The sequence below is a fragment of the Actinomyces sp. HMT897 genome (assembly GCF_016626125.1).
GTDB lineage: Bacteria > Actinomycetota > Actinomycetes > Actinomycetales > Actinomycetaceae > Actinomyces.
In genome coordinates this window covers 2,610,526-2,632,148 of record NZ_CP067336.1, presented here as the reverse complement: position 1 = coordinate 2,632,148, position 21,623 = coordinate 2,610,526, and the positions used below count along the sequence as shown (strand labels likewise).

Here is a 21,623-nt window from a genome sequence, read left to right as displayed (position 1 = left end):
CGGCTCCTTACCTGGCGGCCGGGGCGTCGGGGGCACCAGCCGGGGCGTCGGGGGCGGAGGCCCCGGGAGCGGTGGCCGGGAGGGGCGGCAGGGCGGAGCCGGGACGGGTGGCGGGGTCCTCGGGGTCCTCCACGCGGCCCAGACGCCCGGAGGCGTAGGTCCGCAGCTCCTGGACGCCGAAGGCGGCCATGTCCTGGGTCCACATGAGGTCGCCGCCCACCAGGCCGAACATGCGGGTCATCTCGGTCACCGGGGCGCTGGTACGGGTGCGTCCCACAGCCTGGGTGCCCACCTGGGCCCGTGGGCCCCGGATCCAGCCCTCCCAGACGGCCACGTGCCCGGCGGGGTCGGCTGAGACCAGCTCCAGGGCGGTCACGGGGATCAGGGGGCCGGTACGGGTGCCCTCAGGTGCGTCATCGCTATCGGCGGGTCCCGGGGTCACGCTGGTCCCGGTGCTCCCGGCGGGCTCGACGGGTTTGGCAGGCACGGTGGTCCCGGCTGGCTCAGTGGTCTCAACGCTCCCGGCGGGCCCAGTGGGCACGGTGGGCTCAGCGGGTGCAGCTGACATGGTGCTCCCGGTGGGCGCAGCGGGCTCGGTAGGCTTGCCTGGCGCGGCTGGCCTGGGGCCGTCGGCGGGGAGCGTGGCGCCCTGCGCCGGGGCGGGGCGCGCCCCCTCACCCTGCGCGGCCGCGGGCTGTTCCTGGCCGACCGCACGCCAGTAGGTGGTCTCGGTCGACCAGATCTGGGCGGGGGCCAGCAGGCAGGCGCCCTGCAGGCCGGGCGTCTCAAAGTCGAGGTCGCGGCTGCGGGTGGCGTCCACGGTCCAGATGGTGGTGGTCTGGCGCAGGTAGGGGCCGCCGTCGTGGTCGAAGGTCATCTCCTGGTAGACGGCCTGCTCGGGGACGTCCTGCCCGTAGGTGAGGATGCCGTAGCCACGCCAGGTACCCACCAGCCAGGCCAGAGGGTAGATCTCGGGGGCGAGGTCGTCAGGAAGTGTGAATGCCATAGGCCCAGCCTACGGGTCCGCCTGCTGATGCCACTAGATCCTGTCATCGAGTTGCAGGGCCTCTCCAGCCCGCACGCCCGGGCCCGCCCCGCCCGGGGCACTCCGGCCCGAGCTCCAGGCCCCCCTGACGCCTACCGCACACCTACCGCGGCGTCCGACCACACCGGGGAGGCTGGACGCTCACACGCACGCCAGACTCGACACACGAGCGGCGTCCGACCACACCGGGGAGGCTGCGTCCAAGGCCGGCACCGCGCCCGGTGACCCGGGCACCATCCAAGACCAGCAGCGCACGCACCATCCAGGACCATGAGACGGATTTACAGATAATCATACGATGTTTCACATAATCAATCGCCTATGTGCGTGTCGTCCATTGTCCCGGATCCCGGTTCTGTCGCAACTCTGAGGATCAGAACGAGGGCCACCCTCGTCCACGTCCGGACCCAGGCTCCTGACCTGCACGGACATAAGGTGTACAAACGGTGGGGCGGGGTGGGGTCAGCTCTGATCCTCAGATTGCGACAAACCTGGACGCCCCTGCCGCCAAGGCGTGAATAGTCCTCGTCCTCACGGCGAGCTGGTTCCGTCCTGAATCGCGCAAAGATGACCACGAACACACCGTTGGCGCCGCCCTGCCCCGTAGGATAGGGCGGGTCAGGACCATGGCAGATGCAGAGGCAGTAATGACAGTGCTTGGCCGCCTTCTCCGGCGCACTCCCAGGGACCACGTGGCCCACGGGACGCCATCCTCCCCTTCCCAGGGGCCCTCCCCGACCCCGCGCACCTCTCCTGAGGGTAGTGCGTCAGCCTCGCAGCCGCCCGCCGGGGCGCCCGTCGCCGACGCCCGGGACCGCACGCCGGATCCCCAGGTCTCGCAGCCACTACCCGACCCGCCCGCCCCGCCGTCCTTCGCGCCCCGGGGCATTATGGCGGTCCCGCTGTACCCCGAGGAGCCCACCCAGGCACCCGCCCCCGGCACCCCCCGGTCCGCACCCAGTCCCCAGCCCGCCCCCCAGGTGGTCGCCGCCGACACCCAGGCTGTGCACACCGGCACCCCCCGACCCACCCCCCAGGATGTCGCGCCCCAGGAGCCCGCCCAGGCTCCCGGCCGGGGCCGTCAGCAGGCCCTGGCCAGTCTCCCCTCGAATGCCGCCGGGGCCGACGACCTGGGCACGGGGCAGCGTGACACCCCCGGGCCCGAGGGGCCTTCCCCAGCCGACGTCGCGGCGAGCCCGGCCACGGGGCAGGAGGCCGTCGGCGAGGCGGCTGCCGCGCCCATGGCTGCCTCCCCCTCGGACACCCCCTGGGAGCCCACGGCCTCCCAGGAGCTCGCGGCACCCGCCACCGACCCCGCCGCGGCACCCGCCGTCCCACCCCAGGACCCCACCTCGGGCCCCCGCACCCTGGCAGTCCCTCAGCCGTCGCCCTCCCGGGAACCCGCCCCCCCGGCGGATCCCGCCGAGCCGCCCGTGCAGGAACCCGTCCCAGAGCCCCAGGAGCCCGACGCGCCCTCCCTCCCGACCCCACCTGCCGAGACGCACACCACCGTCCTGAGGACCTCGACCCCACGCGCCGACCTGGCGACCAGCGTCCTCCAGGTCCCCACCCGACCCACGCAGGACACCACCACCCTGCCGACCCCGGCCGCGGACCACCAGGACCCCGACACGCCCCCTCCCACCATCCTCCCCCGGCGCGCACCCGCGCAGCCGGACGAGGAGGACGACGGGCCCCCCGTATACGCCCCACGCCCTGCACGCAGGCGTCGGCTCCTCAGGCGGAGCCTGATCACCCTGGTCGTCCTGGCGCTCCTGGCCGCCGCCGGCCTGACCGGGGCGGAGCTCTACGTGCGCAGCTCCCTGGACCGCGTCGCCCACCAGGCCCTTCCCTGGCTTCCGGGCGACGCCACGATCACCACCGAGGGACTGCTGCTCCCACAGGTCCTCTCCAGCAGACTGCGCACCGTAGGCATCCAGGCCAGCAGCGTCACCCTGCCCACCAAGACCCCGGACGGCACGGGCACAATGACCCTGAACCAGGTGGACGCCCGCGCCACCGGGCTGGCCCTCGACTCCCCCTACCCCGCCAGGAGGCTGAGCGTGGAGGGCACGCTGTCCTGGGACGAGGTCGGGCGCCTGGCACGCACCAGGACCGACTTCCCCAAGGCCGACATTACGGCGGGCACGGTGGGGACAGCCTCCAGCCCCGGGACCATGACCGCCACCGGCCACGTCCTGGCCTGGGACGTCACCCTGACCCTGGAGCCCTCCGTCACCCCGGACGGGGCGCTGACGGTCACCGTCACCCAGGCCTCCCTGCGCGGCGTCCCCCTCCCCCTTGAGGGCAGCTTTATGGGCAAGACGACCATGGAGTGGCTCGGCATGTCCCAGACCAGCGCCACCATAGGCAGCGACTCGCTCCCACCGGGGCTGCGCTTCACCTCGGCCACGGTGACCGACGCCGGCCTGCGGGTCACCGTGAGCGGTCAGGACGTGTCGCTCAGCTCCTAGGCGCGCTGGTGGGATGGACCCCACCAGTGCGCGGGGCCGGTTGCCAGTCCCCGCTGGTCAGGCGCTGGGCCATACCACCACCGACGCCTGTCTCCAGGAGCCGCCCCCACCCGCCACAGTAAGCAGGGGCTCCACCAGCAGGGCCCGACCTCCAGGCGAGGGCGGCCGCGGCAGGGCGGCCGCCAGGGCCCGGCCCTGCCCACCGTACCGGCCAGCCCTGCCCTACCGGTACCGGCTAACCCGCCAGCACCGGCCAGGCACCGGGGGCTCACCCGGCGTCGGCCGGGGCGGGCGGCTCAGGCTCCTCCAGCCCCTGAGGCCCCTTGGCCAGCAGGCGCTCGAACCCCTCCTCGTCCAGGATGCTCAGGCCCAGGTCACGGGCCTTGGCCTCCTTGGAGCCGGCGTTCTCCCCCACGACCACGTAGCTCGTCCGCCTCGACACGCTCCCGGAGGCCTTCCCGCCCCGCGAGATAATCGCCTCCTTGGCCCCGTCGCGCGTGAAGCGGCTCAGGGTACCGGTGACCACCACGGTGAGCCCGGCCAGGGTCTGGGCGGCCCCTGCCCCGGCGGGGACGTCATCGGCCGTGCGGACCCCGGCGGCCTCCCACCGCCGCAGGACCTCACGGTGCCAGTCCACCGCCAGCCAGTCCGTCCACGAGGCGGCAATAGCGGGCCCCACGCCGTCGACCTCGCTGAGCTCCTCCAGCGTGGCGGCGGACAGGGCCTCCATGCTGCCAAAACGCGCCGCCAGGGCGCGGGCCGCCGTAGGACCCACGTGGCGCACGGACAGGGCCACCAGGATCCGCCACAGGGGGCGGGTGCGGGCGGTGACAAGCTGGTCGAGCATACTGGTGGCGTTCTTGCCGGGAGCCGTGGGCCTCTTGACCGCCCCGGCCGCGTCGTAGGTCTCCTTGGACCAGAAGAAGCGGGCCAGGCGCCAGTCCCCCGTGGGCTCACCCTTACGGGTCACCTCACGCCACACCATGACGTCGCGCAGGTCCTCCACCGTCAGGTCGAACAGCCCGGCCTCCCCGGTCAGGACCGGGGCCTGGGACCCCACCCCGCGCGCCTCCAGCAGCCTCTCAGCCGCCTCCACGCGGGCGGAGGGGTGCAGGGCCCGGAGCTCCTTGGCGGGGATCCGGATCCTGGCGCGCTCGGTCTCCAGGACCCGCCCGGCCGCCAGGGCCGCCAGGGCCTGGGCGCGCCCGGCGTCGGGCTGGGTCAGGGCGGTGGCGGCCTCGTCCCCCAGGCCCTCGACGTCCAGGGCGCCGCGTGAGCCAATGTGGGCCACGCGCTCGGTGAGCTGGGCGGGGCAGGAGCGGGTGTTGGGGCAGCGCAGATCCACGTCCCCCTCCTTGGCGGGGGCCAGGGCGGTCCCGCAGGAGGGGCAGGCGTCCGGCATGACGAAGACGCGCTCGGAGCCGTCCCGGACCTCCAGGACGGGGGCCACGATCTCGGGGATGACGTCCCCGGCCTTGCGCAGGACCACCAGGTCCCCGATGCGCACCCCCTTGCGGGCCACCTCGGTGGGGTTGTGCAGGGTGGCCCGCGACACCGTGGACCCGGCCACACGGACCGGCTCCATAATGCCGAACGGGGTGACCCGCCCGGTACGGCCCACCTGGACGTCAATGTCCAGCAGCCGGGTACGGACCTCCTCGGGCGGGTACTTGTAGGCGGTGGCCCAGCGCGGCACCCGGGAGGTGTGCCCCATACGGTCCTGGAGGGCGCGGGAGTCCACCTTGAAGACAATGCCGTCGATCTCGTGGAGGAGGTCGTGGCGGTGGTCGGCGTAGCGGGCGATAAACGCCTCCCGCTCCTGGCGCCCCCGGACGAGCCCGTTGTAGGGGGAGGTGGGCAGCCCCCAGGACGCCAAGAGCTCGTACCACCGGTGCTGCTCGGCAGGCAGGTCCTCACCCGGTGCCGGGACGATGGCCCCCACCCCGTGGGCGATAAAGGCCAGCGGCCGGGAGGCGGTGACGGCCGGGTCCTTCTGGCGCAGGGACCCGGCGGCGGCGTTGCGGGGGTTGGCGAAGACCTGCAGGGGAGATCGCCCCCGGGCCTGCCGGGCCAGGTTCTCGGTGCGGCGCGCCTCATTGAAGACGTGGAAGGCCTCCACGGGGAGGTAGACCTCGCCGCGGACCTCCAGGAGCGCGGGGTGGGAGTCCCCGGACAGGACCAGGGGCACGGAGGCGATGGTGCGCACGTTGCCGGTGACGTCCTCCCCCACCGTGCCGTCCCCGCGGGTGGCGGCGCGGGTGAGCAGGCCGTCCTCGTAGGTCAGGGCCACGGCGACGCCGTCGATCTTGACCTCCGCGGTCATGGGCAGGTCCGCGTCCGTGGTGGAGGTGTCGGCAGCCACCCGGTCGGCCCACTCCTGGACCTCCTCCAGGCTGAAGACGTCCTGGAGGGAGTACATGCGCTCGTGGTGCGGGGCCGGGGAGAAGTCCGTGACGGCCCGGCCGCCGACCGAGTGCGTGGGCGAGGAGGGCAGGTCCAGGGCCGGGTAGGTGGCCTGGAGCTCCTCCAGCTCACGGTAGAGCAGGTCGTACTGCGCGTCCGAGACGGGGCTCTGGGCGTCCACGGCATTGTAGTAGGCGTCCCGGGCGGTCTCGACGGCACGGACCAGCTCGCCCCAGCGCTCGCGGGCGGGTGCGGGGACGGCGGTCAGGGAGTGCGGCTCAGGCTGGCTCATGGGGACATCCTCCCCCATACCCCCGACACCCCCGCCGCCCGCCCGCATCTCCCCTCCCCTCCCCTCCGCGAGAACGGTACTTGTTCGTCGTGAGAACGGTACTTATTGCTCGCGAGAACGGTACTTGTTCGTCGTGAGAACGGGTCTGGTCCGCGGAGCGCACCAGTCCTTGCAGATCTCACGAGTTTCTGCAGGAGGGACCTGCTGGCCTGACGGGATGATGCGAATATCCCGGGGTCGTGCACGGGGCTGGCTAATTCCGGCGACCAGAAGTCGGCGACGCGCGGGATATCCCGAGGCCGTGCACGGGGCTGGCAGAAAGTAGTGAGATCTGCAAGAACTCGTGCAACCTGTGGGGCGGGAAAGCAGGTGGAGGAGGCCTCGGAGCTCACCGACGACGGTGCAACCTGCGGGGCTGGGGCAAGTGGTGTGTACGTTCTCGCAGGCGTCACCGGGCCCTGGCCGAGGAGGCCCCGGCCGAGGCGGTCGGGACGTAGGTTCTCGCGGAAGCCAGCGGTGTCAGGACGTGACGGGACCGCCCGGTGCCAGCGGGTCCGCCAGCCGGGGACCCTCAGAGCGGGTGGAGCCCACCTCCGGGCCGACCTCGTGCCAGACCAGCTCCGGGTGCGGGTCGCCCAGCAGCCGGGCGGCTGCCGCGCCGTCGCGCATATCGGGGTCCAGCCAGGCCGCCACCTCCCGGCGGTCCAGGACGACCGGCTCACGGTGGTGGAGCCAGGCCAGGTCCTCACCGGCCTGCCGGGTCAGGACGGTGCAGGTCAGGAGCCAGAGGGCACCGTCATGCCGGTGGAGCGCCGCACCGGGCCGCACACCGACCGCAAGCACACCGACGTCTCCCGATCTGCCCGACGTCGTGGCCCGGCCCCTGGCAGCCCGGCCGGAGCCACTCACCCCATCGGACCTACCCGCACTACCCGGGCCCGCGGCAGGCACCCGCCACCAGGAGGCCAGCCCCGCCAGGGCCAGGGGGCCGCCGTCGGCCGCGCTGACCGCGAAGGGACGCTTGCGCGCGCCGTCAGCCAGCCACTCGTAGTAGCAGTCGGCAGGCAGCACAATGCGGAAGGAGCGCATGGCCTCCCGGAAGGTGGGCCGGGAGGCGGCGGTCTCGCTGCGCGCGTTAAAGGCCCGCGCACCCCGACGGGGGTCCTTGGCCCAGGACGGCAGGAGCCCCCAGCGGGCCGCGCGCAGCTCACGGCGGGTCCGGCCGGGCGCCCCGGCAGCGGCGCGCTCGACGACGACCCTCACGTCACTGCCGGGCGCCAGGTTCCAGGACGGGGGCAGGGCGTCGCACTCGGGCGCCGGGCTGGCACCGAAGGCCTCTGCCAGGACGGGGCCCGCGCTCCAGGATCCGTAGCGGCCGCACATGCCCACCACTGTGCCACGCAATCGTTTGACACACCAGATCCGCGTGATTATGCGGCCTCACTCAGCACACAGGTGAGGGGGTCGGCCGGGTTCTCCACAGGTCCGGCCCGGGCGATCGCGCCGCCGGCACCGACCATCCCACCCTGGGTGGCATGTCGCCCACCGCCGCCCCAGCCCACGGCCCCCGCACCCCGGACACCCTTCCTGACCCGTACCGGGGCCGGGCCGGAGGTGCCCACGGCCCCCGCACCCCGGACGCCCTGGAGGGGGAGCTGGACCGTCCACCGCGCTCCCCGTCCCGCGCCTGTCAGGAGGCGCTGGCCAGCGAGTGGTACCTGGCGGTCCTGCGCGGGCCCGACGCCGGCCTGGTCCTGCCGGTGCCGCGCTCGGGGGCGGTCGGCCGGGGCCTGGTGGTCACCGACCCCGAGGTCTCACGCGCCCACCTCCTGACCCGGGTGCGCGGGGACCGGGTCCTGGTCTGCGACGCCGGCAGCACCAACGGCACCCGTCTGCGACGCCGGTGCTGGCGCAGGCTCACCGCACGACCCCGGGCGTGCCGGGCCGGTGCACGTCTACGGGTGGGCGGCACCCTCGTAGAGCTCCGACGGCGCCCGAGCAGCCTGGCCGCCCCCGTCCCGACCTCGGGCGGCCCGGGCCTGGGAGCCATCCTGGGTGGTGGCGTCACCTGCCTGTTCATAGCCGGGCCGGTGCTCCTCATAGTGCACGGCGGCGGGCGCAGCGTGCTGGGGGCGGTCTCCTTCCTGCCCATGGTCCTCATGACGCTCATGCGACTGCTGCCTCGCGGCAGGCGGGCCAGCGGGCGCCGGGGCGGCTCGGGGGCGGCCCAGGGGCTGACCGGCTGGCGGGGAAGGCGGTCACGCCGTCCGGACCCCGCCGCGCTCCTGCTGGCCGTCGCCGCCAGGACCGTGGCGGCCCCGTCCGACGCCCGGGCCCGGGCAGCGGCCCCGCAGACGCCTCCTGCCAGCCCCGGTCCGCCGGGTAGGCAGCCCGCCCCGCGTCGGCGCACCTGGCTGACAGGGGGCCAGGCGGTCATGGGTGCCTGGCTGGCCACACGCCGACGTCGTCACCTGCTCACCGTGGAGGACGGCGACCACCTGGCCCTGACCGGACCGGGGGCGCGCACGAGCCTGCGCTGGTGGGTGGCCCAGCTCCTGGCCCGAGGTGTCGAGGTGACCCCCCGCGGTGACACCGCCCGGCTCTCCTGGCAGGAGGGCGGGGCGCTCCTGAGCGCCCGGGTGACCGCGGCGGCCGACTGCCCTGTGCCCGCCAGCGCCCTGACCGTCCGCGGCGCCCCGACGCCCCGGGCCTGGGGCGGGCAGGTCCTCACCGACCGCTGGTGGGAGGCCGTGCTCGGCTGCCTGGGCACCTGCCCGGACCAGGAGGAGGACCTGGGGCAGGGCGCCCCCGCGCTGGTGCGTCTGAACCGGACCGGGTGCCCGCTGACCGCCACGCGGATCGCGGCCCGGTGGCGGGAGCCGGGGCGCCCGGGGGCGGGCGGAGGCCGCCTGTCCGCCGTCCTGGGCGTGGGGGCGGGCGGACCCCTGAGCGCGGACCTGGCCCTGGACGGCCCGCACGCACTCCTGGCGGGGACCACCGGGTCGGGCAAGTCCGAGCTCCTGACCGCCTGGCTGCTCCAGCTGGCCTGCACGGTCCCACCGGACCTGCTCAGCCTGGTCCTGGTGGACTACAAGGGCGGGAGCGCCTTCACCCCGCTGCGTGGCCTGCCGCACACCGCCGGGGTCCTCACCGACCTGGACCCTGCGGACACCGCCCGGGCCCTGTCCTCCCTGGAGGCGGAGGTGCGCCGACGCGAGCGGATCCTGACCCGGGCCGGGGCCAAGGACGTCACGCGCCTGCCGGCGGGGACCGTCCTGCCCCGGCTCCTGGTGGTCGTGGACGAGTTCGCCACCCTGGCCTGCGAGCACCCCGACGTCCTGGACACCCTGGTCCGGGTGGCCGCGCAGGGCCGGAGCCTGGGCATCCACCTGGTCCTGGCCACCCAGCGCCCCGGCGGGGTGGTCTCCCCCGCCATCCGCGCCAACACCTCCCTGCGGGTCTGCCTGAAGGTCCTGGACACCGCCGACTCGCGTGAGGTGCTGGGGCACGACGGCGCCGCGCACCTGCCCCGTCACCCCGGGCGGGTGATCGTGGCCGGGGCGGGGCAGGGCGGTGGGGACGGCGGGCAGGCCGACCGGGACTCCGAGGTCCTCCAGGCTCCCTGGTGCGGCACCGAGGAGCAGGTGGCTGGCGTCGTCGCCCAGGTCCGTGAGGCGGCCAGCGGCTGGTCGGCGCCGTGGCGGCCGTGGGCGGAGCCCCTGCCCACCCGCCTGGGGCGCGCTGAGCTCAGCCGGGTGCTCCGCCCCGACACGCAGGACGAGGCCCCCAGACGGGAGGCGTCTGCCAGCACGTCCTCCTCCCCCGGCAGGACTGGCGCGCTCGGCACCCCCGGCAGGGCTGGTGCGCTCGGCAGAACTGACGCACCCGGCGCCCTGGTCTCCCCGGGCAGGACTGACGCACCCGGCGCCTCGAGCAGGACTGGCACCTCAGGCAGGACTGGCGCCCCGCTCGCCCCGGGCACAGCCGCCCTCCCCGCCTCAGCTGGCACGGAGGCGGCCACGGGCACCGGGGGCCAGCCGGGGGGCGCTACCGGCACAGCGGGCGCGGACCACGCCCCGGGGTCGGGCAGCGGCGTGCCCCTGGTGGTGACCGACCTGCCCGAGCGCCAGTGCCTGGGCTCCTGGTCCTGGGACCCGGCCGTGCCCCTGCTCGTCATCGCCCCACCGGGCTCCGGGGGGACGACGGCGGCGGACTGCGCCTGCCAGGGGGCGCTTGACAGGGGGTGGGACGTCCACCTGTGCGGCAGGCCGAGCAGCGCCCGCGGGCTGTCGGAGGGCGAGGTGGGGGTGGGCACGGTGGTGGGCACCGAGGACCCACGCCGCCTGGCACGCCTGTGGTCCCTGGCCGCCGCGGGGCAGCTGCGCGGCTCGGTCCTGCGCCTGGACGACGTCGAGACGCTCATCACGGCGGTGGACGAGGCCCTGGGCGTCGGCGAGGGGCAGGCGCTCCTGGAGCAGGTGGTGCGCACCGCCCCGGCCACGGGCACCGGCCTGGTGGTGACCGCGGCGATCCAGGCGGCGAGCGCCCGGTGGGCCGCCCCGATACGCACACGGCTGGTGCTGGGGGCCAGCGACCCCGCCCAGGCGGCCCTGGCCGGGCTGCCCCGGGGAACCGTCACCGGCCGCGCCCCCGGGCGGGGCGTGGTCCTGGAGCCTGGTGGCGCCGTGGCCTGCCAGGTGCTGCTACCCGACCGCGGCGGAGCCCGCGTCCGGGTCCGGGGCGGGGGCCCGAGGTCAGGCAGGCCCGTGCCCCACACGCTCAGGGCCCTGCCGCGCCTGGTCACCCCCGGGCAGGTACCGGCCGGGACCTGGGCCCTGGGCGGGGACTCGGCCAGCCCCCTGGAGCCGCCCTGCGGCAGCGTCCTGGTAGTCGGCCCGCCCGGCTCGGGACGCACCAGCTGCGTGGAGGCCCTGCGACGGGCGCTGGCCTGCGCCCGGGAGCCGTCCCGTCCGGAGCCCGCTGGAGCGGGGTCCTGCCCGGGTGCCGTTCCTCCTTCAGCGGGGCCGCGGACGGGCGCGGAGGCGGCTGCGCCCGGGAGCAGCGCCCCTGCACCGGCCCCACAGCACCCAGGGCCGGACGAGCCGGCCCCTCAAGGCCCACAGCACCCGGGGCCGGACGGACCGGACCAGCCGCTGGTCGTCGACGACCTCGACCTCGCTCCGCCCCAGGTCGTGGCGCAGGTGGAGGCCGCCCTGGCCGCTGGTCGGCAGGTCATTGCCTCGGCCACCACGCAGGGCGCGGTGGGCACCTACCGGGGCGCCCTGGCCACGCTCAAGGAGCGCGCCGACCTGGTCATCCTCTGGCCGGGGCTCGGACCCGCGAGCCAGGTCTCGCACCTGAGCCTGCACGGGACGGTGGACCCCCGGGCCCTGACCGTTCCGGGGCGTGGGGTACTCGTCTCGCGCCGCAGCGTCACGCCCCTCCAGTGCGTGGGACCAGCCTCCTGAGGCGGATCCGTCTCCACCGCCATTTTCCCGCAATAACAAAAGGATTACGGGCTGTGAGGATCGCGACACTCTCCGGACGCAAGTTCCCGTGTTCCACCCCTTGCCCCACTGTCCTCACCATGTGATGGTAGGCCCAGGAAACGGCCGTGGAACCTCGCCAACCGCATAGGCGTACCTTTGGGTGCGGCAATGGGGTGTGGTGCCCCCGTCCGGAGGACGTCGCGAAACACATGAAAAGGAGAGCCTCATGGACTGGCGTAGCCAGGCAGCATGTCTCACCGTTGACCCCGAGCTGTTCTTCCCGGTGGGCAACACGGGTCCGGCGATTGCCCAGATCGCCCGGGCCAAGGAGGTCTGCGCGCGCTGTGACGTCGTGGAGACCTGCCTGAAGTGGGCCCTGGAGAACGGCCAGGACGCCGGCGTGTGGGGTGGAATGAGCGAGGACGAGCGCCGTTCCCTCAAGCGCCGCGCCGCCCGCGCCCGACGCTCCTCCTGAGCGCAGGGCACGGGTCCCGCCAGGACGACAGGTCCTGCCCCCACGCACGTCGGCACCGAATCCAGACCGCCACCGCCGTCGGCCTGGATTCGGTGCCGTACTGCTGTCAAGCGCGATTGTGCCGGTGTCACGCCGATGATGATCGCCAGCACCTCCGCGACCTGTGATTCCGTCGTGACCGCACCGTCGCGGGCCGCCTCGTCACCATCACGGACCGCCCAGGATGACGCTCCTGTCACGGTGGCGACGATTTCGCCGCCAGCAGCCCGCCTTTGTATCGAGGGCGTATCGGATCCGGTCCCGCGGTCCCGTCACGACCGTGATGATTCCGGTACCGCCCACATCCGTGACGCGATTCCGTCCTCCTCGCGGCAGGCGGACTTGTACCAGCAACCTGGTGGCACTCCCATAGAACCGTCCACAACGGAGACGAAAAGCGTGCGACCCCGTCAAACGCCACTTCTCAATGGGTAGGTGAACAGGATCACTAGCACAGACGGAGCCACAGGCCGCCGTCCCCTGGCCCGCGGCTCCGTCCCGGCGGCAGGACGGCAACCCCCAGCCCGCCCCTGACGCGAGAACGGTACTTATTCCTCGCGAGAACGGTACTTGTTTACCGCGAGAACGGACACCACCGGGGGCAGCCAGGAGACAACCTCAGCGGCGGCCACGCCCCAGACGGGCCCAGACCACCACGTCGGTGCCCTTCCCGGGGGCAGGCCTCCAGTCGATCGTGCCGTTCAGCTCGCCGCGCACCAGGGTGGTAACGATCTGGGTACCCAGGCCGGCCATAATCGCCGAGGGCGGCACCCCCACGCCGTCGTCAATGACGTGGACGGTCAGGTCGTCGCCCTCGCGGTGGGCCTGCACCGTCACCGTGCCGTCGCGGTTCTCCAGCCCGTGCTCGACGGCGTTGGTGACCAGCTCGGCCAGGACCGTGGACAGCGCCTGGGCGGTGTCGGCGTCAATGATCCCGAAGCGTCCCTCCAGGCGGGTGGTCACCTGCCCCACGGGGGTGGCCACGACCGCCGCCACCCGCAGGATCGAGGCGAAGACCTCGTCAAAGTCCACCTGCTCGTCCACGTTGTGGCTCAGGGCCTCGTGGACGGTGGCTATTGCCGCCACCCGCCGCTCGGCCTCCTTCAGGGCCCGGCGCGTCTCCTCGTTGGTGGCCCGGCGCCCCTGCATACGCAGCAGCGCCGAGACCGTCTGGAGGTTGTTCTTCACGCGGTGGTGGATCTCGCGGATGGTGGCGTCCTTGTTCAGGAGCACCTGCTCCCGGCGGCGTATCTCGGTGACGTCACGCACCAGGAGGATCGCGCCGGCCCGCTGCCCGGCCTGGAGCAGGGGCAGGGAGCGCACGGAGAGGTAGACCCCGCCGGCCTCCACCTCCGTGAGCCAGGCCTGGCGCCCCATGAGGACCACCGCCAGGGTCTCGTCAACCTGGGTGCGCTCGGGGATGATGTCCGCGATGGCCGCCGCGAGCTGGACCTGGTCCAGGCCCTGGTCCAGCCCCAGGCGGTGCAGGGCGGAGCGGGCGTTGGGGCTGGCGTAGAGGATGGCGCCGTCCCCGTCGAGGCGTACGACGCCGTCGGCCACGCGCGGGGTCCCGTGGCGGATCGAGGTGCCCGCGCCCTGGATCGGGAAGCTGCCCTCGGCGATCATGAGGCACAGGCTGTCGGCGACGTCCTCCAGGGCCTGGTCGATAATGCGTCCCCCCCGGATGACGCCCACGGCGGTCTCCCTGGTGATGACGGCGATGGCGCGACCGTCGCGGACCACGGGCACGTACTCCTCGCGCACGGCCACGGTCCCGGTCCACAGCGGGTCCGCCGCGACCTGACGCCGGCCGCTGGTGAGGGTCTCCAGGGCCACCGCCTCCCGGGAGGAGGGCATGCGCCGGCCCATGACGTCCTCGGAGTGGACCGTGGCGCCCGTCGAGGGCCGGGAGTGGGCAATGGCCACAAAGCGCCCGGAGGCGTTGCGGGCCCACAGGACGAGGTCGGAGACGCTCAGGTCGGCAATAACCTGCCAGTCGGCAATGAGCTGGTGGAGCCAGTCGCGGTCGGTGGCGGACAGGTCCACCATGGTGCGCACAGTAGCCGGAAACGGAGACGACACACAGCTATTCTATGGTGGCGCCCCGTTACGGTCCCGGCGATAACGGCAACGCCCGAATACGGCGGCGGGTACCCAGGCTCACCGCCTCCAGCAGGCACCCAGGCTCACGTGGGAGGATTCGCGGCCATGAGGAAGACCCTGACCGTGCGTTACCCCGCCTCCCCCGAGCGCGTCGCCACCATGCTGGCGGACGAGGGGTTCCAGCGCAGCCGGGTGGCGGGCCTGCCCCAGGCCTCCACGACCGTGGAGACCGCCACCCCCGCCGGGGGCCTGGAGGCCAGGATCTCCGGCTCGGTACCCGCCCGCTCCCTGCCGCCGGCGGTTTCACGCTTTATCAAGGGACCGGTGAGCTTCCGGCTCAGGGAGTCCTGGGGCGCCCCGACGGCCACCGGCGCCCGCACCGGGCAGATGGACGTGCTCCTCAAGGGGGCACCGGTGTCCGTGAGGGCCACGACCGCCATGCGCGGCACGGGGACGGACACGGTGGTCCGGTTCGAGGTCAGCCTCAGCGTCAAGGTCCCGATCGTGGGCGGACGCCTGGAGGCCAAGGCCCTGTCCATGGTGGACCAGGTCGTCGCCGACGAGGAGCGCCGCGCCGCCGCCTGGCTCGCCGACCACTGACTCCCCGCCTGCCCTGGCGTTCTAGGAGGAGCCGCCGCCCAGGGGCCGCCGCTGGCACTCCCCCTGCCCCAGCACCCCGGTCCCCGCAGACGCGGTCCGCCAGCCGGGCCCGCGCGGCGCCCCACCCCGCTGTCAAAACGGGGTGGGGCGCCGCGGACAGCCTTGCCGACAGTCGCCCAGGAGCCGCCGGGCTCCCGGCGCGGTAGGGCACCTCCGGATCTCCTGGAGGCCGCGGGCCCTGCTGAGGCCGGGCTCCCGGCGCGGTAGGGCGCCCCTAGGCTCAGGAACCCACCTTGGTGACGGTGGCCCGGGGCTCGGAGGCGTCCACACCCTCCACCCCCACGCTGTCGGCGCCCACCTGGGTGCCGATCCACTCGGCGTACTGGCGGGTCCAGGCCTCCTTGGCGCCGGGGACGCTCAGGAGCAGGTCAATGCGGTCGGCCACGTGCAGGCCCACGGCCTTGCGCTCGTCCTGGACCAGGCGCACCAGGTCACGTGCCCAGCCCTCGGCCAGGAGGTGGTCGTCCAGGGCGGTGTCCAGGACCACGAAGGCACCCGACGGCAGCATGGCGGCCACCAGGTCCTCCCGGTCCAGGTCAATGGTGGAGGTAATGGTGACGGCCTCGCCCCACAGGACCACGGGCCGGCCGTCAACCTCCACGCCGTCGAACCGCACCGCCTTACCGGAGCCGTCGGGGGCCTGGACCAGGGTCCACTGCCCGGTCTTGACGGCGGCGAAGAGCCGGCTGGTGTGGCGGCGCACCTCCGGGTCGAGGGCGCGCGGGTTGAGGCTGACCTCCTGGCTGAGGGTGTAGCCGGTCTCGGCGGCGCGCACCAGGTCCACGCGCTTGACGTTGACCTCCTCGGCAATGAGCCCCGCGAAGGGCTCCAGGCCCGTGTTGGGGGTGGAGGAGGCCACCAGCAGGGAGGCCAGGGGCTGGCGCACCCGCAGCTTGTGGGCCTTGCGCAGGGCCAGGGCGGCCGAGACGGCGGAGCGGACCTCGTCCATGGAGGCCACCAGGGCGGGGTCGGCCACGTAGTCCGGCAGGACCGGCCAGTCGGTCAGGTGCACGGAGCGCCCCCCGGTCAGGCCCCGCCAGATCTCCTCGGTGGTCAGCGGGGCCAGGGGCGCCATGACCTCCATGAGGGTGCGCAGGACCGTGACCAGGGTGTCGAAGGCCTGCTTGTCGCCCTCGGTGAAGCGGGAGCGGGAGGTACGCAGGTACCAGTTGGTGAGCACGTCCAAGAACTCGCGGATCGTGGAGCAGGCCCCGGTGATGTCGTAGGCGTCCATCTGGGTGCGCACGGTGTCGGCCACGGACTTGACCTCGGCCAGGACGTAGCGGTCCATGACCGGCAGGGCGGCGGGCTGGCGGGCGTCGAACAGGCGCGCGTCACCCAGGTCCACGCCGGGGCTGACGTAGGGGGCGCCGTCGTCGGCGGTGGCCGCGTACAGGCTCAGGAAGTACCAGACGTTCCACAGCGGCAGCAGCACCTGGCGCACGGTGTCGCGGATGGCCTTGCCGGTGACCACGAGGTCGCCCCCGCGCATGACCGGGGCGGAGAGCAGGAACCAGCGCATGGCGTCGGCCCCGTCACGGTCCAGGACTGTGGTGACGTCGGGATAGTTGCGCAGGGACTTGCTCATCTTGGCCCCGTCGCTGCCCAGCAGGACGCCGTGGGACACGCAGGTGGTGAAGGCGGGGCGGTCGAACAGGGCCGTGGCCAGCACGTGCAGGGTGTAGAACCAGCCACGGGTCTGGCCGATGTACTCCACGATAAAGTCCCCCGGGTAGTGGGACTCGAACCAGTCGACGTTCTCGAACGGGTAGTGCACCTGGGCGAAGGGCATGGAGCCGGACTCGAACCAGCAGTCCAGGACGTCGGGGATGCGGCGCATCATGGACCGCCCCGTGGGGTCGTCCGGGTTGGGCCTCACCAGGGTGTCGATAAAGGGCCGGTGCAGGTCGGTGACCTTGACCCCGAAGTCGCGCTCCAGCTCGGCGAAGGAGCCGTAGACGTCGGTGCGCGGGTGGTCGGGGTCGTCGCTGACCCACACCGGGATGGGGGCGCCCCAGAAGCGGTTGCGGGAGATGGACCAGTCGCGGGCGCCGGCCAGCCACTTGCCGAAGATGCCGTCCTTAATGTGCTCGGGGACCCAGGTGATCTCCTGGTTGAGCTCGACCATGCGGTCACGGATGGCGGTCACGCGCACGAACCAGGAGCCCACGGCCTTGTAGATCAGCGGCCTGCGGCAGCGCCAGCAGTGCGGGTAGGAGTGGACGTAGCTCTTCTGCTCCACCAGGACCGCGCGGTGCCGGGCCGGGGTGGCAGCCAGGTTGCCGGTGGAGTCGCGCAGGTCGCGCACCACCGGCTTGTTGGCGTCAAAGACCTGGATCCCGGCGTAGTCGGGGACCTCGGCGGTGAAGCAGCCGCCCTCGTCCACCGGGATGACGGTGCCGATCCCGGCGGCCTGGCAGACCAGCATGTCCTCCTCACCGAAGGCGGGGGCGATGTGGACCAGGCCGGTGCCGTCCTCGGTGGTGACGTAGTCGGCGGGGACGATCGTCCAGGCGCGGGGCCCCAGCAGGCCGCCCTCGGCACGGTTGGCCGGGGTGTCGAAGTAGGTGAAGATCGGGTGGTAGGCGGCCCCCACGAGCTCGGAGCCGGTCAGGGTGGCCACCACCACCGGATCCTGGCCGACGTGCCGGGCGTAGGCGCCCAGGCGCTCGGCGCCCAGGACCACCCGCTGCCCGGCCACCGGGGAGTCCGCCTCGGCGGGGACCTCCACGACGGCGTAGGTGATGTCGGGCCCCACGGCGACGGCCAGGTTGGAGGGCAGGGTCCAGGGGGTGGTGGTCCAGATGAGGACCAGCTCGGGGGTGGTGGAGTCCGCCAGCAGGGGGGCGGTCAGGCGCAGGCCCACCGTGACGGTGTTGTCCTGGCGGTCCTGGTAGACGTCGTCGTCCATCTTGAGCTCGTGGTTGCTCAAGGGGGTGCGGTCGTGCCAGCAGTAGGGCAGGACGCGGTAGCCCTGGTAGGCCAGGCCCTTGTCGTACAGGGACTTGAAGGCCCAGATGACGCTCTCCATGTAGGTGGGGTCGAGGGTCTTGTAGTCGCCCTCGAAGTCCACCCAGCGGGCCTGGCGGGTGACGTAGTCCTCCCACTCCTTGGTGTAGCGCAGCACGGAGGTGCGACACTCGGCGTTGAAGCGCTCAATGCCGATACCGCCGGGGCGGGTGATCTCGGTGACGTCGTCAATGCCGAGCAGGCGCTGGGCCTCCAGCTCGGCGGGCAGGCCGTGGGTGTCCCAGCCGAAGCGGCGCTCCACCCGCTTGCCGCGCTGGGTCTGGTAGCGGCCCACGGCGTCCTTGACGTAGCCGGTCAGCAGGTGGCCGTAGTGGGGCAGGCCGTTGGCGAAGGGCGGGCCGTCGTAGAAGACGAACTCGTCGCAGGGCTGCGCCCGGTTGGCGATGGAGGCGGCGAAGGTGCCGTCGGCCTTCCAGTAGGCCAGGACGTCCTTCTCAATGGCCGGGAAGGAGGGCGAGACCGGCACGGACTGCCCGGGGCGGTGCAGGGGGTAGAAGGACGCGCCGGTGTGGGCGCCGGGGGTGGTGGGAGCCGTCTCAGCCACGGGGTACCTCGCTCGTCAGGGTCTCGTTCGTCCTGGGCGGGCGCCCAGGTGCCACGAGGACGACGCCGGTGCCCACCGGCCCCAGGGCCGACGGGCGGTGCACCGCGGTACCACCTCGTTTGCCGCGCGCCACCGGCTCCCGGCCCGGGGACGCCGCCCGGGGGCGGGCCAGCAGACCAGGAAGGGGCCGCCGTGAGTGGCCCCGGCGAGGACGTCGCAGGGACCGCCGGGCAGCCCGGCTCCGGCGGTGCACGACCGCTTGATTCTCAGCTGTGACGGGCTGTCCCGTCCGGTTCTACTGGGGCCCGCACCGGGCTCGGGGCCAGGGTGCGGGCCGGTTCTTCCGGAGGCTCGCCGGTGATAGCCGGGTCAGCGCCTTGCCCGCCGGATTGTAGTGGGGACGGCGGGCAGCGGGCCAGCCCGGTAGGTGGCACCGGGACGTCGTCCTGGCCACACCTGGCGACGGGGGCGGCACCCAGCGGCAGGGCGGCACCCGGCGGCGGGCGGCGGGGGCGGCGGCACGCCCTGGGGCGTCACCGCGGTCCTCTGGGCGGCACCCGGCGGCGGGGAGTGGCACCCAGCGGGGGGCGGCACCTGGCGGCGGGGCGGCGGGGAGCGTCGCCGGAGTCCGCGCCACCGAGTCCGGAACCCGCACCACCGGCCAGGGCCCCTGACCGCCCCCGACCTCGTGACGGTGCTCCTGCGCGCCGTATAGGCTGGCCCCCGTGCTAGCGCCCCGCCTCTTTGCCGCGCGTGACCTGGGGTCGCGCGACAACTCCCTCAACCTGGTCCGGCTCCTGCTGGCGTCCGTCGTGCTCTACTCCCACGCCGTCGGCCTGTCAGGGGCGGGGAGCGGCATCGCCTGGCAGGGCCAGGGCCTGGGCGAGTGGGCCGTGGTGGGCTTCTTCGTCCTGTCCGGGTTCCTCATCACCGGCTCACGGGAGCGCTCCGACGGCGGGCGCTACCTGCTGAACCGGGTCGTGCGGATCTTCCCCGGCTACCTCCTGGTCCAGGCGTTCGTGGTCCTGCTCCTGGCCCCGGCGGCGCAGGTTGTCAACACCGGCGGCCTCGGCGGCTACCTGGGGACCCCGGTCACCCCCCTGAACTACATGTTCAGCAACCTCCTGCTGAGGATCTCGTCCTACGGGATCGGCACCACCCTGGCGGGCCTGCCCGTCGCCGACACCTGGAACGGCTCGCTGTGGAGCCTGTACATCGAGTTCTGGTGCTACATCGTCATCGGCGTCTTCCTGTCCTGGAAGCTGCCCCGCACCCGGGCGTGGCCCACGGTCCTGCTGTTCGTGCTCAGTGCCGCCACCCACGTGGCCGTCTCCAGCACCGGCCCGTACAACAACAGCGAGTTCGTGACGCTGGTGAGCATGCTCCCCTACTTCCTGGGCGGGGCGGTGGTGTACAAGCTGCGCGACCACCTGCCCATGCGGGCCCTGCCGGCACTGGCCTGCACGGTGGCGGCAGTGGCCCTGATCGTCTGGTCCAACCAGTTCGGGGCGCAGCTGGCCTCCCCCCTGATCGCCTACGTGGTGCTGTGGCTGGGGGCGGTCCTGCCCTCACCCTCGCTGGTCAAGATCCACGACATCTCCTACGGGGTGTACATCTTCCACTTCCCCGTCATCCAGTTCCTGGTCCTGCTGGGCCTGCACCGCCACGGGTTCGCCCTCCTGCTCCTGGTCACGGTCCTGCTCACCGTGGCCCTGGCCACCGCCAGCTGGCTGGGCGTGGAGCGCGCCACCATGCGCTGGACGCGCGGCCTCAGCCCCTGGGGCGACCTCCACCAGGCCGCCCGCTGACAACCGACCCCGAGGAGGATACGTGCGCGTGCTCGCGGCCCTGTCCGGCGGGGTGGACTCCGCCGTCGCCGCCGCGCGCGCCGTGGACGCCGGGCACGAGGTGGTGGGCGTCCACATGGCACTGACCCGCCACCGCGCCCAGACCCGCTCGGGCTCACGGGGCTGCTGCTCCATCGAGGACTCCTCCGACGCCCGGTGGGCCGCCGAGATCCTGGGCATCCCGTTCTACGTGTGGGACCTGTCCGAGCAGTTCGAGGAGCAGGTGGTGGCCGACTTCCTGTCCGAGTACCAGGCCGGGCGCACCCCCAACCCCTGCGTGCGCTGCAACGAGCGGGTCAAGTTCGACGCCCTGCTCTCCCGGGCCCTGGCCCTGGGCTTCGACGCCGTGGCCACCGGGCACTACGCGCGTCTGGAGGGCGGGGCCGCGTCCGGCTCCCCCGGGAGCACCGAGGGCCTGAGGCTGCGCCGCGCGGCGGACGCCGCCAAGGACCAGTCCTACGTGCTGGCGGTCTCGGGGCGGGCGGGCCTGGCCCGGGCGCTCTTCCCGCTGGGCGACGCCCCCTCCAAGGCGGTGGTGCGCGCCGAGGCGGCGGCGCGCGGCCTGCCGGTGGCCTCCAAGCCCGACTCCTACGACATCTGCTTCGTGGCCGACGGCGACACCCGCGGCTTCCTGGCCCGCAGCCTCGGCGTGCGCGAGGGGAACCTGGTGACCCCCGACGGGCAGGTGCTGGGACGCCACCAGGGCTACTTCGGCTTCACGGTGGGACAGCGCAGGGGCCTGGGCCTGGAGCGCCCGGCCCCCGACGGCCGCCCCCGCTACGTGCTGGGCACCCGCCCGGACACCAACGAGGTGGTGGTCGGCCCGCTCGAGCTGCTCAGCCGCAGCAGCATCGAGGGCGAGGCCCTGGTCCTGCTGGCCGGGCCCGGCCCGCTCGACGGCGCCCGCGGCTGGGAGGACGTCACCGTCCAGGTGCGGGCGCACGGCCGCCCCGCACCCGCGCGCGTGGAGGTGGACGAGGCGGCGGGTAAGTTGCACGTGAAACTGGCCGAGCCGCTGCGGGGCCTGGCGGCCGGCCAGTCCGTCGTCGTCTACGGCGGGGACTCCGGCGACCAGGTCCTGGCCCAGGCCACCGTGGCCTGAGGCGCCTGGGCCCGGTGGTGTCGTCCTGTGAGGGGACCTGCTGGTGGGGACCGTGGCCTGAGGCGCCTGGGCCCGGTGCCCTGGTGCGCGACGCCGTGCGGAGGGTAGAGCGCGAGAACG

At 73.5% G+C, this 21,623-nt stretch carries 11 protein-coding genes and 1 pseudogene; 6 read left to right on the top strand and 6 right to left on the bottom strand.

Annotated features, from left to right (window positions below; all coding sequences use genetic code 11):
- Positions 1-7 precede the first annotated feature (7 nt).
- Together JJJ15_RS13535 and JJJ15_RS13530 are read right to left on the bottom strand one after the other, a co-directional pair.
- The gene (locus tag JJJ15_RS13535) at positions 8-568 is read right to left on the bottom strand and encodes a heme-binding beta-barrel domain-containing protein (RefSeq protein WP_281433044.1); all 561 of its coding nucleotides are present in this window, start codon (positions 566-568) and stop codon (positions 8-10) included.
- 123 nt (positions 569-691) lie between these two features.
- Positions 692-1,006, bottom strand: a pseudogene (locus JJJ15_RS13530) (heme-binding beta-barrel domain-containing protein); the annotation flags it as partial.
- Positions 1,007-1,935: 929 nt separating this feature from the next.
- Here JJJ15_RS13530 and JJJ15_RS10145 point away from each other — a divergent pair.
- On the top strand, positions 1,936-3,519 hold the full coding sequence (locus JJJ15_RS10145) for an LmeA family phospholipid-binding protein (RefSeq protein ID WP_200510653.1): 1,584 nt from the start codon (positions 1,936-1,938) through the stop codon (positions 3,517-3,519).
- 268 nt (positions 3,520-3,787) lie between these two features.
- Here the strand turns inward: JJJ15_RS10145 and ligA are convergent, their stop codons facing one another.
- Positions 3,788-6,214 (bottom strand): NAD-dependent DNA ligase LigA, encoded by a 2,427-nt coding sequence (ligA, locus tag JJJ15_RS10140; protein WP_246742022.1) that lies wholly within the window; start codon positions 6,212-6,214, stop codon positions 3,788-3,790.
- Positions 6,215-6,733: 519 nt separating this feature from the next.
- Positions 6,734-7,597 (bottom strand): SOS response-associated peptidase, encoded by an 864-nt coding sequence (locus JJJ15_RS10135; RefSeq protein ID WP_200510651.1) that lies wholly within the window; start codon positions 7,595-7,597, stop codon positions 6,734-6,736.
- A 152-nt stretch (positions 7,598-7,749) separates the two neighbouring features.
- Here JJJ15_RS10135 and JJJ15_RS10130 point away from each other — a divergent pair, with 152 nt between their 5' ends.
- Entirely contained in the window at positions 7,750-11,682 is a 3,933-nt protein-coding gene (locus tag JJJ15_RS10130) for an FtsK/SpoIIIE domain-containing protein (protein ID WP_200510650.1), read from the top strand.
- 247 nt (positions 11,683-11,929) lie between these two features.
- Positions 11,930-12,178 carry a WhiB family transcriptional regulator gene (locus JJJ15_RS10125; RefSeq protein WP_106110529.1) on the top strand — a complete coding sequence of 83 codons (249 nt, stop codon included), beginning with the start codon at positions 11,930-11,932 and terminating at the stop codon, positions 12,176-12,178.
- 657 nt (positions 12,179-12,835) lie between these two features.
- Here JJJ15_RS10125 and JJJ15_RS10120 read toward each other — a convergent pair.
- Positions 12,836-14,299, bottom strand: a complete 1,464-nt coding sequence (locus JJJ15_RS10120; RefSeq protein ID WP_200510649.1) for a sensor histidine kinase — start codon at positions 14,297-14,299, stop codon at positions 12,836-12,838.
- 126 nt (positions 14,300-14,425) lie between these two features.
- Between JJJ15_RS10120 and JJJ15_RS10115 the strand changes: the two genes are divergently transcribed.
- Positions 14,426-14,920: a DUF2505 domain-containing protein gene (locus JJJ15_RS10115; RefSeq protein WP_106110527.1), complete on the top strand. Its 495-nt coding sequence runs from the start codon at positions 14,426-14,428 to the stop codon at positions 14,918-14,920.
- Between the two features lie 280 nt (positions 14,921-15,200).
- Here the strand turns inward: JJJ15_RS10115 and ileS are convergent, their stop codons facing one another.
- Positions 15,201-18,554, bottom strand: coding sequence for an isoleucine--tRNA ligase (ileS, locus tag JJJ15_RS10110; protein ID WP_200510648.1), 3,354 nt, complete (start codon positions 18,552-18,554; stop codon positions 15,201-15,203).
- Between the two features lie 725 nt (positions 18,555-19,279).
- On the opposite strand from ileS, the gene JJJ15_RS10105 reads away from it, so the two are divergent.
- Entirely contained in the window at positions 19,280-20,362 is a 1,083-nt protein-coding gene (locus JJJ15_RS10105; RefSeq protein WP_200510647.1) for an acyltransferase, read from the top strand.
- 22 nt (positions 20,363-20,384) lie between these two features.
- Positions 20,385-21,503 (top strand): tRNA 2-thiouridine(34) synthase MnmA, encoded by a 1,119-nt coding sequence (gene mnmA, locus JJJ15_RS10100; RefSeq protein ID WP_200510646.1) that lies wholly within the window; start codon positions 20,385-20,387, stop codon positions 21,501-21,503.
- Positions 21,504-21,623 lie beyond the last annotated feature (120 nt).

Excerpts from the sequence above, each read along its gene's own strand:
- JJJ15_RS13535 (WP_281433044.1), bottom strand. The coding sequence starts at position 568 with ATGTCAGCTGCACCCGCTGAGCCCACCGTGCCCACTGGGCCCGCCGGG.
- JJJ15_RS10145 (WP_200510653.1), top strand. The coding sequence starts at position 1,936 with ATGGCGGTCCCGCTGTACCCCGAGGAGCCCACCCAGGCACCCGCCCCC.
- ligA (WP_246742022.1), bottom strand. The coding sequence starts at position 6,214 with ATGAGCCAGCCTGAGCCGCACTCCCTGACCGCCGTCCCCGCACCCGCC.
- JJJ15_RS10135 (WP_200510651.1), bottom strand. The coding sequence starts at position 7,597 with ATGTGCGGCCGCTACGGATCCTGGAGCGCGGGCCCCGTCCTGGCAGAG.
- JJJ15_RS10130 (WP_200510650.1), top strand. The coding sequence starts at position 7,750 with ATGTCGCCCACCGCCGCCCCAGCCCACGGCCCCCGCACCCCGGACACC.
- JJJ15_RS10125 (WP_106110529.1), top strand. The coding sequence starts at position 11,930 with ATGGACTGGCGTAGCCAGGCAGCATGTCTCACCGTTGACCCCGAGCTG.
- JJJ15_RS10115 (WP_106110527.1), top strand. The coding sequence starts at position 14,426 with ATGAGGAAGACCCTGACCGTGCGTTACCCCGCCTCCCCCGAGCGCGTC.